Source organism: Caballeronia sp. (assembly GCF_028292365.1).
Classification (GTDB): domain Bacteria; phylum Pseudomonadota; class Gammaproteobacteria; order Burkholderiales; family Burkholderiaceae; genus Caballeronia.
In genome coordinates this window covers 1-12,513 of the sequence record NZ_JAQGMM010000415.1, presented here as the reverse complement: position 1 = coordinate 12,513, position 12,513 = coordinate 1, and the positions used below count along the sequence as shown (strand labels likewise).

Here is a 12,513-nt window from a genome sequence, read left to right as displayed (position 1 = left end):
TTGATTACACCGATGTGCGCAAACCCCCGCGCCGCGCCGCCGCCCAGTGCAAGGCCGATCCGCACGGTCCGCTGGGGCGTGCTGGTGCCTGGTACGGGCGACGTGGGCGGCACGGGTGGGATGAGCGCGGTGGTGGAACTCGTCGTCGTGGTGCAGGCCGTGAGCACGGCCGACGCGCAGCCAAGAGAGAACGCGCGCCGCGACAACCGAGGCAGCGACGAAAGCGAGGGTGGCGAAATCTTCAAGGAATTCTCCTGCGATGCAACGGGGGACGAGCTTGGGGCGTGGCGGGTGACGGTAGCTCAGGCGGTCTGGTTAGCTGGGGATTACCGGGGTATTAGCCGCTTGCTGGCCGAATGGTTAAGCCATCCAGTGACGGCGCTCATGATAAAACATGATGACCCCCGAAAGCAGGGCAAAAGCGCCCGGCGGGTATAATTCACACTCGTTTTGACCGCTCGCCAAGTTCGTCCGTAAGACGCACCGAAGCCGGTCCCCGATATATCGCTTGCCTGGCTCCTCCCGTGCCAGCAAACGCATTTGAGCTATCGAGCACACCGCACATGACCCAAGTCCGCACCCGTTTCGCTCCCAGCCCCACAGGCTTCATCCACCTCGGCAACATTCGCTCCGCGCTTTATCCGTGGGCGTTTGCGCGCAAGATGAAGGGCGTTTTCGTGTTGCGCATCGAGGACACCGACCTGGAGCGTTCGACCGACGCGTCCGTCGACGCCATCCTTGAAGGCATGGAATGGCTCGGCCTCGACTACGACGAAGGTCCGGTCTATCAAATGCAGCGCATGGACCGCTATCGCGAAGTGCTCAAGCAGATGCTCGACCAGGGCCTCGCCTACCACTGCTATATGTCGACGGAAGAACTCGACGCATTGCGTGAACGCCAGCGCGAGGCCAATGAAAAGCCGCGTTACGACGGCACGTGGCGCCCCGAAGAGGGCAAGGTGCTGCCGCCTATTCCGGAAGGCGTCTCGCCGGTCATTCGCTTTCGCAATCCGCTCGGCGGCGTAGTGAGTTGGGACGACGCGGTGAAGGGCACGATCGAAATCTCGAACGACGAACTCGACGACCTCGTGATCGCGCGCCCGGACGGCACGCCGACCTATAACTTTTGCGTGGTCGTGGACGATCTCGACATGAAGATCACTCACGTGATCCGCGGCGACGACCACGTGAACAACACGCCGCGGCAGATCAATATCCTGCTTGCGCTGGGCGGCGAAGTGCCTGTGTACGCGCACTTGCCGACGGTGCTCAACGAGCAGGGCGAGAAGATGAGCAAGCGCCACGGCGCGATGAGCGTGATGGGTTATCGCGATAGCGGTTATCTGCCGGAAGCCGTGATGAACTATCTGGCGCGGCTTGGCTGGTCGCATGGCGACGCGGAGATTTTCTCGCGCGAGCAGTTTGTCGAATGGTTCGACCTGGACCATCTGGGCAAGTCGCCGGCGCAATACGATCCGGACCGGCTGAACTGGCTGAACGCGCACTACATCAAGGAAGCTGACAACGCGCGGCTGGAAACGCTCGTGAAGCCGTTCCTGGCCGAATTGGGTATCGACGCCGCCATGATCGAGCAAGGGGCGCCGCTCGAGCTTGTGATCGGTTTGCTGAAGGACCGCGCATCGACGGTCAAGGAAATTGCCGATAACGCCGCCATGTTCTATCAGGAGCCTGTGATCGACCCTGCTGCACTCGCGCAGCATGTCACGGAAACTGTACGTCCCGCGCTCGCTGACTTGCGCCAGGCACTGAGCGAAGTGGAGTGGAGCAAGGAAGCCATCTCGGTGGCGTTCAAGGCCACGCTGACGAGCCACAAGCTCAAGATGCCGCATCTCGCCATGCCGGTGCGTCTGCTGGTCGCGGGCACCACGCACACACCGTCCATTGACGCGGTGCTGATGCTGTTCGGCCGCGAGACGGTGTTGACCCGGCTCGACAAGGGCATCGCCTGAATATGAACATGAGGTGGGGTGGTGCGGGCGCGTGGCATCGTCGCGAACGGTGTCCGGTTTGCGCCTCAAATTTGCACCCTAAGAACGAACTATTTTCAGATGCTGGGCCAAAAGGTATTTACAACTTCAAAAGTGCCCCTTAGAATCTCGTTTCTGTTCTGCAAGGGGGGTATAGCTCAGCTGGGAGAGCGCTTGCATGGCATGCAAGAGGTCAGCGGTTCGATCCCGCTTACCTCCACCACAGAACAGAAATGAAGTTTTTTAAAGCGCCAGAGCATCGGAAAAAAAGCTTCACAAGAATCATAAAGCTGTTTATAATGTCGTTCTTCGCTGCTGACTGACAAGAAACTGATTAATAAGCTGAAAGTAGTATCAAACGATTAAGAAAGTATTAATCGAAGTTAATCAGAAGCAAGTCAGGATCTAAGCGAAAAGAGTAAAGACATTAACTGAAAAGTTTATGTCCCCATCGTCTAGAGGCCTAGGACATCACCCTTTCACGGTGAGTACAGGGGTTCGAATCCCCTTGGGGACGCCAAAACATCGGCGGCTGCCAGAAGCGCTGCAAGTTTGATGAGCCGACCAACCTCACGAACTGATGGAAAGAAGTGGAGCGGTAGTTCAGTTGGTTAGAATACCGGCCTGTCACGCCGGGGGTCGCGGGTTCGAGTCCCGTCCGCTCCGCCAACAAGTTGTAAAAGAAAATCCAGCTTAAGCTGGATTTTTTTCGTCCACGTTTTTGTCTCCCTTTGTCTCCGCGTTTTTCGTCCTGCCTCGTTCCTTCCTTCGACCTCTTCTCCTCAATTCCGCCTTCGGTTCCTGCGCTATTCTTCGCACCACTATCCCGTTGCACCTTGTTGAACGTGTGGCGTGCGTGACATCGAACTTGCGCGCTCGTAAAACTCTCCATTGCCAGCGCGCGCCGGCTGACTTATGTTGATGACTTGATTCAGTGCTTTCATCGCGACATGCTCGATCCCACCGAAGCTCTCTCGCCGTTTCAGTTGCGCCTGGCGTCGATGGACGATTTTTCGTTCGCCGAGGCGCTTACGCGCAACAACATGAACGGCTACTATCGCCGCCACAATCTTGTGTGGCGCAGCGACCTTTTCCTCGGTAGCTGGCGCGAATCGGAAAACTTCGTGCTCGAGTGCGACGGCCAGGCTATTGGCGTGATGCGTGTGACGGAAGAAGACCAGTCGCTGCACATCCGCGACGTACAAGTGGTGGAAGGGTGGCGCCGGACGGGTGCGGGAACATTTCTCCTCGATACCGCGCATCGCTGGGCACGTGCACGCGGACTAACCGAGACGCAGTTGCGCGTATTTGTCGATAACCCCGCTGCCCGGCTTTATATCCGCATGGGTTATAAAACCGCGGGTTCGCGGCTCGCGCAATTCGGCGCGATCCGGCATATGGTGCGCGGCGTTTAGCATTTCAACGCTCGCTCGACCCACCGCTCTGACTATCGTCTCGCGGCTCGCCGTCGCGGACAAAAAATGCTCGCGGACTTTCGCCGAACGCACGTCTGAACATCGCGGAAAAGGCGCTCTGGCTTTGATAGCCGAGCAGCAGTGCAACTTGCGCAAGCGGCCGGCCCTGGCTCAGTAACGGGATCGCGCGCGCCAGCACGGCCTGCTGACGCCATTGCGAAAAACTCACGCCCAGTTCGCGCCGGAACAAACGCGCGATCGTGCGAGTGCTTGCGCCAGCGAGCGTCGCCCAGTGCTCAAGCGAATCTGCGGAAGCAGGATCGGCGAGGACGGCTTCGCATAATGCCAGCAGGCGTTTGTCGGTGGGCATCGGGATAGAGAGAGGCAGCGGGCGTGAGCGTGTGATTTCGTCGAGTGCAAGCGTGCCAAGCAGCCGTTCACGCTCGCTTGAAATCGTACGATCATCCAGCGCAACAGCCACCTCGCGCAACAGCGGCGACACTTCCACGACGCGGCACGCATCCAGTCCCGGCGGTACGACGCTCGCGTCTATGTACAACGTTCGCAAAAACGCGTCTTCCACGATCACTACTTCATGCGTCACGTTCGGCGGGACCCAGATTGCCCGCGACGGTGGCACCATCCACGTTGACCCTTCCGCTGCGATTCGCAGCACGCCGCGTGTCGTGCATGCAACCTGCGCCCACGCGTGCGTGTGCCGCGCAATCCGGACGCCGGCCGGCACGGGCCGCGAGCGAACCCGAATGGGATGCGCGAGCGTCGGCGACGACTCGGCCGGAATGTCGAGATGCTCGACTTCTTCGGATTGCGGCGGCTGCAGCGGTTGATCGATGGGCGTGAACATGGTTTTTAAGCGCTCCTCCACCGTGATATTAAAGGCATTGAGTGGGTCTGGCTTTGAAGTCGGGCGCCGGACGTGTTTCGTCGGACCAAGCGTTGGACCAAGCCATCATGACGTAATGAATGTTTTATACGCTTGGCATAATGCGCGCTGAATCTTCACGGAAGGAATGAACGCATGCAACACGTATTCGTCTACGGCACGCTGCGAGCGGGCGAAAGCAATGACATTCGCCTCGCCGCGGAGCGTAACGGGATCGTCGCTCCCCTGCTGATTGGCTCGGGTCATATCAATGGCCGCCTGTACGATTTCGATGCTTATCCAGGACTCGTGCTCGATCCCACGGCGGGGCCGGTGCATGGCGATATCTATCGAATCGATGAAACGCTCGTGCCCGTGCTCGATGAAATCGAAGAGATCGTGCCGGGTGTCATCGGCTTGTATCGCAGCGAGCGGTTGCACGTGACGGTTCACGTGGACGGGCGCGCGCAGGATATCGATTGCCTGGTTTATCCGGTTGCGGAGGAGGCGGTGGAAGGTTTGCCGCGGATCGATAACGGCGATTGGGTTGTCTATCGACGATCAAGACGATCACGACGATCACAGCCGTGATTCGCTCAACGCCGAAAAAAGCCGCCCTGTATTCCAGAGCGGCTTGGTTCACTCAAGAAGACCAGCGGTAAGTCTTAAATCTCTTCGTAAAGCGGCAACGTCAAAAACTCTGCGAACGTATCCGATGTCGACATCGCTTCGAAAATCGTCGCTGCCCGGTCGTATGGCGCGGTGTCGGCGGAGACGACCGCCTTTACCTTCACCAACTCTTCCCGCGTGAACGCGCGGACCATGTCGGCGGTTACCTTGCGGCCATCGTCGAGCTTGCCTTTCGGCGAGCGAATCCACTGCCACACTTGCGAGCGCGAGATTTCCGCGGTCGCCGCATCTTCCATCAGGTTGTGGATCGGCACGCAGCCATTGCCCGCGAGCCACGAACCAAGATAGTGGATGCCCACGTTGATATTGCCGCGCACGCCGCCTTCAGTGATGGGATCTTCAGGACGGAAATCGAGTAGATCGGTTGCTGTGACTTGCACGTCCTCGCGTTGCTTCGCGATCTGGTTCGGCTTGTCGCCGAGCACTTTCACGAACTCTTCCATTGCGATCGGCACGAGTCCCGGATGCGCGACCCAACCGCCGTCGTAACCGTCACTTGCATCGCGCGCCTTGTCCGAGCGCACGCCGCCCATGGCTTTGTCGTTGGCTTCGGCGTCGCCCTTGATTGGAATCAATGCACTTATGCCGCCAATAGCCGGGGCTTGGCGCCGGTGACACGTCTTCAGCAATTGCAGTGCATAGGCGCGCATGAACGGCACGGTCATGGTGATCTTTGCGCGATCGGCGAGGCAGAAATCGGCGTCGTTCTTGAACTTCTTGATCGCGGAAAAGATGTAGTCCCAACGGCCGGCGTTAAGCCCGGACGAATGTTCGCGCAACTCATACAGGATCTCGTCCATTTCGAACGCGGCGAGGATGGTTTCGATAAGAACCGTCGCGCGAATCGAGCCGCGCGGTACGCCCACGATCTCCTGTGCCGCCACGAAAATCTCGTTCCACAAGCGCGCTTCGAGATGGCTTTCCAGCTTTGGCAAATAGAAGTACGGGCCCGCGCCGCGAGCCAATTGCTCCTTCGCGTTGTGGAACAGGAACAGCGCGAAATCAAAGATACCGCCCGATACACGCTGACCGTCCACGGTCACGTGTTTTTCATCGAGATGCCAGCCGCGCGGACGCACGATCAGCGTCGCGGTTTTATCGTTGAGCTTGTATGACTTGCCGTTCTGTTCAAGCGAAATCGTGCCGCGTACCGCTTCCTTCAGGTTGATATGGCCGGTCAACTGGTTGTCCCAGTTCGGCGTGTTCGAATCCTCGAAGTCCGTCATGTACGAATCCGCGCCGGAGTTCAGCGCGTTGATGATCATCTTGCGTTCGACCGGCCCGGTGATCTCCACACGGCGGCATTCGAGCGCTTTGGGCAAGGGTGCAATGGTCCAGTCGGCTTCGCGGACGGATTGCGTTTCGCTCAGGAAATTCGGGCGTTCGCCTGCGTCCAGCCGCTTCGTGCGTTCAGCGCGCGCATTGAGCAAAGCCTGACGACGCGGCTCAAATGCGCGATGCAGCGTTGCCACCAGTTCAAGGGCCTCAGGTGTCAGGATGGTCTCGTAGCCGGGCTTGATTTCAGCCGTGATGGTCATGCCCTGCGGCACGTGGGTCAGCGTGTTCGCCATGTTCTACATCTCCTTGGTCGGTCAGACGGTTTTGCGTGCCGGTGATTCGGTGAATTCAGTTAGCGGGTGGGACTGCGGGGCATGCGCTTTGAAAGATCGAATGGCGTCGCGTGCTGATGCCGCGGGCAGCCGGCATCGATGAAAGCAAGCAGCTCGGTCATATCGCGTCCGGTGCCGCGTGGCATGACGCCGAGTTGTTCCGCAGGCATCGCCATGCGGTTAAGCCAGAAGGTTGTGTATCCAAACCACGTCGCGCCCGTGACGTCCCAGCCATTCGACGATACAAACACGATCTCCGGGGCTGCCACGCCGATCGCTTGCGTTCCGAGTGCGTAGGCAGCATGAGCGGGTTTGTAGGCCCGCACGGCGTCCACTGAGAGGACGTGATCGAAGAGACCGGACATGCCGGCGCTTTTCACCGCGATGTCCAGCATCTGCGGATTGCCGTTCGACAGGATCGCGAGCTTCAAATCCGGGCGTTTGCGTAGCGCTTTCAGTGCGGAAACCGTGTCCGGAAACGCAGCGAGGCAGGCGTATTCGTCCATCAGACGCTTTTCAGCAGCCGGAGTGAGCGCATGGTCGAGCTTCAGGCGCGTGGCGGCGTATCGCAGCGCGTCGAGCGTGATTGCCCAGAACGGCTCATAACGGGTGCCGGCGGGGTCGGAAAGCGTGCGCAACTGCGTGTATTCGATCTGCTTTTGGCGCCACAACTGCGAAAGCGCATCGCCGTGGCCGGGGAATAACTGCTCGGCGGCCGCCACGACAGAATGCACGTCGAACAGCGTGCCGTAGGCATCGAAGATGACTGCGCGAGGAGGCAAAATCGATGTCGGTGACATGGCTGGCGCTCCGTAAATTAGGTCATCGACTATTCTATTAGTGCGTTAGAACGACCGGAAGATGCATTCAGATCACTTGATCTTTGACTTTTTCGCGCCTAATCTTGGCGCCCGATCATTCGAACAAGCGCAGGCCCATGGACCGCTTCAAGCAAATAGAAACGTTCGTGGCAGTCGTCGCGAAGGGAAGCCTGTCTGCCGCGGCACTGGCCGAAGGCGTCGCCCCCGCTGTGATTGGCCGGCGGCTGGACGCGCTGGAAGAGCGGCTCGGCGTGAAGCTGCTCGTGCGCACCACGCGCCGGATGACGCTTACTTTCGAAGGATCGGCGTTTCTGGAGGATTGCCAGCGGGTGATTCACGACATGCAGAGCGCGGAGGCGAGCGTGTCGGCCGGCGGGGTGAAGGCGAGCGGGCATCTGCGGGTGTCTGCCCCGGCGGGTTTCGGCAGGCGCCATGTTGCCGCGCTAGTGCCAGTTTTCACGTCGATGCATCCGGATGTATCGATCACGCTCGACTTGACGGACCGCATGGTCGACCTGGTCAACGAGGGTTTCGATTGTGCCGTGCGGCTTGGGGAGCTGCCGGATTCTTCGCTGGTGTCGTTGAAGCTGGGTGAGAACCGGCGGGTTTGCGTGGCGTCGCCGGAGTATTTGCGCGTGCGCGGCGCGCCCGCTGATCTCGATGCGCTCGCGCAGCACAACTGCCTGCCGCTTGGGGCGAGCTCGAATCAGCAGCGTGGCTGGGTGTTCCAGAAAGACGGCAGGGTCGTGCAGATGCGCGTTTCCGGCACCATGGAATGCTCGGATGGCGCCGTGCTGCACGAGTGGTGTATTGCCGGATACGGGTTGGCGTGGCGCTCGTGGTGGGAAGTCGGCGACGACATCGCGCAAGGGCGGCTTATCAGCGTGCTCGATGCTTTCGCCGCACCGCCTATCGGGATTCACGCCGTGTTTCCGCAGCGGCGGCATTTGCCGCTGAGAGTTCGCCTGTTTCTCGACCTGCTCAAACACACGTTCGGTGCACCAGGCTATTGGGGCTGAATTGCAGGCCGCTTGCCCTGATTCAGTTACTACAATGGAAGTGCAAGATGGCCACTGCCGAGGAGTCGACCATGTTCAAGCACATTCTGGTTCCGACAGATGGATCGGTTCTTTCGCAGAAAGCCATTGATGGCGCGATCGATCTTGCCCAGTCGGTGGGTGCACGGATTACGGCCTACGCTTGTTTGCCGCTGTATCCGTATTCACCTTTCGCCGATGTCGCCGTCGAGCCGCCCGGGGATTTTCATGAGCGCGCCGAGCGTGAAGCACGGGATCATCTCGGGGCCGTTGAAAAGGCCGCTACCGCGGTTGGCGTTTCCTGCAACTCCGTCACCAGCGTTGAATCCGCGCCTTATATCGGCATTATCGATATTGCAGAGCGCGATGGCTGCGATGTGATTTTCATGGCGTCGCATGGGAGGAGGGGGCTGGGGAGTTTGCTGATTGGCAGCGAGACGCAGCGGGTGCTGACTCACACGAAGATTCCGGTGATCGTTTATCGGTAGAGTTAATAAAAAAGCACTCGGACTTTCGAGCGCGTGCTTTTTTTTCCCAGTTACCCGGTTACCTTTAAGTATTAAGCGACTTTCTTCTCGAAGAACTGTTCGTCTTCGGTAGAACCGTGCAATGCGGTCGTCGACGCGTCTTTTTCAACTGCCTGCGTCACTGCATCGAAGTAGCCCGTTCCCACTTCACGTTGATGCTTGACCGCGGTGAAACCCTTTTCAGCCGCCGCGAACTCCGCTTCCTGCATCTCGACGAACGCGCTCATCTGATTGCGTGCATAGCCGTGCGCCAGGTTGAACATCGAATAATTCAGCGCATGGAAACCAGCCAGCGTGATGAACTGGAACTTGTAGCCCATCGCGCCGAGTTCTTTCTGGAATTTGGCGATGGTCGCATCGTCGAGGTTCTTCTTCCAGTTGAATGACGGCGAGCAGTTGTACGAGAGCAGCTTGCCCGGAAATTCACGATGAATCGCTTCGGCAAACTTCTTCGCGTACGCAAGGTCCGGCTTGCCGGTTTCGCACCAGATCATGTCGGCATACGGCGCATAGGCGAGCCCGCGCGAAACAGCTTGTTCGAGGCCCGGCTTCGTGCGGAAGAAACCTTCCACGGTACGCTCACCGGTCAGGAACGGCCGGTCGTTTTCGTCGACGTCGGACGTCACCAGATCCGCCGCTTCCGCGTCTGTCCGGGCGAGCAGAATGGTTTTTGTACCGGAAACATCAGCCGCGAGACGCGCAGCGGTGAGTTTCGCGATGTTTTCACGCGTCGGCACCAGGACCTTGCCGCCCATGTGCCCACATTTTTTCACCGATGCCAGTTGATCCTCAAAGTGCACGCCCGCCGCGCCGGCTTCGATCATCGCTTTCATCAATTCGAATGCGTTCAGCACGCCGCCGAAACCGGCTTCAGCGTCGGCCACGATCGGCTGGAAGAAGTCGAGATATCCTTCATCGCCCGGATTCTTGCCTTCCGACCACTGGATCTGATCGGCGCGTGTCAGCGTGTTGTTAATGCGCTTGACCACCAGCGGCACCGAATTGGCCGGGTACAGCGATTGATCGGGATACATTTCACCTGCGACGTTGGCGTCCCCAGCCACTTGCCACCCGGACAAATAGATCGCCTTCAAACCGGCCTTGACCTGTTGCATGGCCTGGTTGCCAGTCAGCGCGCCGAGCGCATTGACGAACGGCTCTTCATGAATCGATGCCCACAGCTTCTCCGCGCCACGTTTCGCCAGCGTGTGTTCAACCGGCACCGATCCGCGCAGCCGCACGACGTCGTCGGCGGTATAGCTGCGCTTGATGCCCTTCCAGCGCGAATCCGTGTCCCATTGTTTCTGGAGTTCCTGAGCTTGTTGTTGGCGCGACATGGCGTTTCTCCTTTGATTACCTGACTGATGACTAATGATGGGTCGTCTGGTTGAACAACCGGAAGGTCTTGGTGCTTCTGGTTGCTCAACTCTTATATAAGAGTCTATGGAAAGGAGAGAGGGGAAGCCAGCCGCGTGAGGAAGTTTCTGAATATAAATTATCGTTAATAATCAATTATTTGAAGTTTATATTTCACGATATAAAACGAGCTTTCCTATGCTGAGACGTCACGGCTTGTGCCATGCACCAACAATTTCGTGGCACAAGAACTCTTTCCGCATTATGAAATTCAGGGCGTGGGCGAAAAAAAACCGACGCACGAGGCATCGGTTCTTTTCTTGCCGGCGCACGCGAGAAGCGTGCGCTGCATACTTTACGACTTAGCTGCCACGACGCGGAGCGCGCGGGCCGTCGTTGCGACGTGCTGCATAACCGTCGCGCGAACCGCCGCCAAAGCCCGAACCACCGTCACGCGATCCACCACCGCTACGATACCCGTCACGCGAACCACCGTCGCGCGAATCGCGAGCACCGCCGGCGCTTGCCGGCTTGTTGCCCCAGCCGCCCGGCTTGGCCGAACCACCGTTGCCAGCGCCACCGCCGCTACCGAAGCGACGACCTGCGCCGCCTGCACCAGCGCCACCGCCCGGACGGCCACGGCCGCCAAAGCCAGGACGACCGCCGCCACCGCCGGCCGGAGCCGAACGACGCGGTTCAAAGCCAACAATCACGCTCACATTCAGCGGTACGCGAACGAAACGCTCGATGCGCTTAAGTGCGCCTTGCTCAGCGTGGTGCACGAGGCTGATTGCCGTGCCCGTACGGCCAGCACGGCCCGTACGACCAATACGGTGAACGTAGTCTTCCGCGAACTTCGGCAGATCGTAGTTGAACACGTGCGTGATGCCGGGGATGTCGATACCGCGAGCGGCAACATCGGTTGCGACCAGCACGCGCACTTTGCGCTCGCGCAGTGCACGAATCGTGCGGTTACGCGCGCCTTGCGGCAGATCGCCATGCAGGGCAGCCGATTCAAAACCAGCATCCGACAAACGGATAGCCAGTTGATCAGCGTCGTTCTTGGTTGCCGTGAAAACGATAGCCTGATCCAGGCCGGCATCGCGCAACAGATGGTCGAGCAGACGATCCTTGTGATCGCGGTCATCGACGTAATGCACGGTTTGCGCAATGTTGTTTTGCGCTTCGAGCTTTTGAATGATCTCGATACGTTCCGGATTCTTCAACAGGCGGCCGGTCAGCGAGCTGATCTTGCCGTCGATGGTCGCCGAGAACAGCAGCGTCTGACGTGTAGCGGGCGTAGCGGCAACAATCGTTTCGATATCGTCGATGAAACCCATGTCCAACATGCGGTCGGCTTCGTCGAGCACGAGGATTTGCAGTTGCGACAAGTCAATACGGCCGCGTTCCAGGTGATCGAGCAAACGGCCCGGCGTAGCGACCAGGATTTCCGGGTTCTTCGCGAGCAGCATCAATTGCTGGCCATACGCGACACCGCCGAGAATGCTGACCGTGCGTAGCCGGCGCAGGTGCTTGCCGTACGTGGTTGCGGCAGCGGTAACTTGCATCGCGAGTTCGCGGGTCGGCGTCAGGACCAGCATGGTCGGACGAGCGACCGGCTGGGTGCGGCGGGCCGGGCGGGCGTTCGGGTCATGCGGCTCACGCGGTGCTGAAGCCTTGGCTTTTTCGAGCTGCGAGAAACGTTCGATTGCCGGCAGCATGAATGCTGCGGTCTTGCCCGAACCGGTCGGGCTGGAAACCAGCAAGTCGCGGCCGGCGAGCGCTGCGGGAATCGCGCGCTGCTGAACCGGCGTCGGCACTTGATAGCCGGAAGCTGTCAGGGCAACAATGATCTCAGGCGACAGGCCGAGCGATTCGAAGCTCGGGCCGGTCTGCACAGCAATAGCAGCGGCGACGGGCGCAACTGAAGAAATAGGGGCGGGGATTGAAGGATTAGCAGGCGAAACAGATGCTGCCGGCGCGGCGGGTGTGTCTTCACCGAGTGCCAGTGCAGCGATGGAGTCCAGCGGGCTATGGGTGTTGCTCGAAGTCATGTCGATCCTTGAAACGGGGAATAAGGCGTGTGGCGCCAATCGGCATACCCAAGTCGTCAGATTCAGCGAGCAAAGAAGCAGCGAGCAAATCGAAAAACGGGGGCAGCTCGCAACAATAAAGGCGAGCTTTTC

Annotated in this window: 10 protein-coding genes, 3 tRNA genes and 1 pseudogene; 8 read left to right on the top strand and 6 right to left on the bottom strand. The window is 59.3% G+C overall.

What is annotated here, in order from left to right; translation table 11 throughout:
* Positions 1-245: pseudogene (locus tag JWR14_RS24970) on the bottom strand (hypothetical protein); the annotation flags it as partial.
* Between the two features lie 318 nt (positions 246-563).
* Here JWR14_RS24970 and gltX point away from each other — a divergent pair.
* The 5 genes from gltX to JWR14_RS24945 all read left to right on the top strand — a co-directional run bounded on the left by gltX (position 564) and on the right by JWR14_RS24945 (position 3,403).
* The gene (gene gltX / locus JWR14_RS24965; protein WP_299713563.1) at positions 564-1,970 is read left to right on the top strand and encodes a glutamate--tRNA ligase; all 1,407 of its coding nucleotides are present in this window, start codon (positions 564-566) and stop codon (positions 1,968-1,970) included.
* Positions 1,971-2,135: 165 nt separating this feature from the next.
* A tRNA-Ala gene (locus JWR14_RS24960) sits at positions 2,136-2,211 on the top strand.
* Between the two features lie 221 nt (positions 2,212-2,432).
* Positions 2,433-2,508, top strand: a tRNA-Glu gene (locus tag JWR14_RS24955).
* A 72-nt stretch (positions 2,509-2,580) separates the two neighbouring features.
* A tRNA-Asp gene (locus JWR14_RS24950) sits at positions 2,581-2,657 on the top strand.
* A gap of 281 nt (positions 2,658-2,938) precedes the next feature.
* Entirely contained in the window at positions 2,939-3,403 is a 465-nt protein-coding gene (locus JWR14_RS24945) for a GNAT family N-acetyltransferase (protein WP_213763174.1), read from the top strand.
* Positions 3,404-3,407: 4 nt separating this feature from the next.
* Here the strand turns inward: JWR14_RS24945 and JWR14_RS24940 are convergent, their stop codons facing one another.
* Positions 3,408-4,268, bottom strand: coding sequence for a helix-turn-helix transcriptional regulator (locus JWR14_RS24940; RefSeq protein WP_299713559.1), 861 nt, complete (start codon positions 4,266-4,268; stop codon positions 3,408-3,410).
* Between the two features lie 174 nt (positions 4,269-4,442).
* Between JWR14_RS24940 and JWR14_RS24935 the strand changes: the two genes are divergently transcribed.
* Complete coding sequence (locus JWR14_RS24935) at positions 4,443-4,877, top strand: gamma-glutamylcyclotransferase family protein (protein ID WP_299713556.1); 435 nt, start codon at positions 4,443-4,445, stop codon at positions 4,875-4,877.
* A 74-nt stretch (positions 4,878-4,951) separates the two neighbouring features.
* Here JWR14_RS24935 and aceB read toward each other — a convergent pair whose 3' ends face one another.
* Together aceB and JWR14_RS24925 are read right to left on the bottom strand one after the other, a co-directional pair.
* Positions 4,952-6,547 carry a malate synthase A gene (gene aceB, locus JWR14_RS24930; protein ID WP_299713553.1) on the bottom strand — a complete coding sequence of 532 codons (1,596 nt, stop codon included), beginning with the start codon at positions 6,545-6,547 and terminating at the stop codon, positions 4,952-4,954.
* 59 nt (positions 6,548-6,606) lie between these two features.
* Positions 6,607-7,386, bottom strand: coding sequence for a haloacid dehalogenase type II (locus JWR14_RS24925; protein WP_299713551.1), 780 nt, complete (start codon positions 7,384-7,386; stop codon positions 6,607-6,609).
* 137 nt (positions 7,387-7,523) lie between these two features.
* Here JWR14_RS24925 and JWR14_RS24920 point away from each other — a divergent pair, with 137 nt between their 5' ends.
* Positions 7,524-8,426 carry a LysR family transcriptional regulator gene (locus JWR14_RS24920; RefSeq protein WP_277038850.1) on the top strand — a complete coding sequence of 301 codons (903 nt, stop codon included), beginning with the start codon at positions 7,524-7,526 and terminating at the stop codon, positions 8,424-8,426.
* A 71-nt stretch (positions 8,427-8,497) separates the two neighbouring features.
* Positions 8,498-8,932, top strand: coding sequence for a universal stress protein (locus JWR14_RS24915; protein ID WP_277038848.1), 435 nt, complete (start codon positions 8,498-8,500; stop codon positions 8,930-8,932).
* 71 nt (positions 8,933-9,003) lie between these two features.
* On the opposite strand, the gene aceA is transcribed toward JWR14_RS24915, so the two are convergent.
* Positions 9,004-10,308: an isocitrate lyase gene (gene aceA / locus JWR14_RS24910; protein WP_299713543.1), complete on the bottom strand. Its 1,305-nt coding sequence runs from the start codon at positions 10,306-10,308 to the stop codon at positions 9,004-9,006.
* A gap of 381 nt (positions 10,309-10,689) precedes the next feature.
* Positions 10,690-12,381 carry a DEAD/DEAH box helicase gene (locus JWR14_RS24905; protein ID WP_299713540.1) on the bottom strand — a complete coding sequence of 564 codons (1,692 nt, stop codon included), beginning with the start codon at positions 12,379-12,381 and terminating at the stop codon, positions 10,690-10,692.
* Positions 12,382-12,513 lie beyond the last annotated feature (132 nt).

Excerpts from the sequence above, each read along its gene's own strand:
- JWR14_RS24905 (WP_299713540.1), bottom strand. The coding sequence starts at position 12,381 with ATGACTTCGAGCAACACCCATAGCCCGCTGGACTCCATCGCTGCACTG.
- JWR14_RS24940 (WP_299713559.1), bottom strand. The coding sequence starts at position 4,268 with ATGTTCACGCCCATCGATCAACCGCTGCAGCCGCCGCAATCCGAAGAA.
- gltX (WP_299713563.1), top strand. The coding sequence starts at position 564 with ATGACCCAAGTCCGCACCCGTTTCGCTCCCAGCCCCACAGGCTTCATC.
- JWR14_RS24945 (WP_213763174.1), top strand. The coding sequence starts at position 2,939 with ATGCTCGATCCCACCGAAGCTCTCTCGCCGTTTCAGTTGCGCCTGGCG.
- aceB (WP_299713553.1), bottom strand. The coding sequence starts at position 6,547 with ATGGCGAACACGCTGACCCACGTGCCGCAGGGCATGACCATCACGGCT.
- JWR14_RS24915 (WP_277038848.1), top strand. The coding sequence starts at position 8,498 with ATGTTCAAGCACATTCTGGTTCCGACAGATGGATCGGTTCTTTCGCAG.
- JWR14_RS24920 (WP_277038850.1), top strand. The coding sequence starts at position 7,524 with ATGGACCGCTTCAAGCAAATAGAAACGTTCGTGGCAGTCGTCGCGAAG.
- JWR14_RS24935 (WP_299713556.1), top strand. The coding sequence starts at position 4,443 with ATGCAACACGTATTCGTCTACGGCACGCTGCGAGCGGGCGAAAGCAAT.
- JWR14_RS24925 (WP_299713551.1), bottom strand. The coding sequence starts at position 7,386 with ATGTCACCGACATCGATTTTGCCTCCTCGCGCAGTCATCTTCGATGCC.
- aceA (WP_299713543.1), bottom strand. The coding sequence starts at position 10,308 with ATGTCGCGCCAACAACAAGCTCAGGAACTCCAGAAACAATGGGACACG.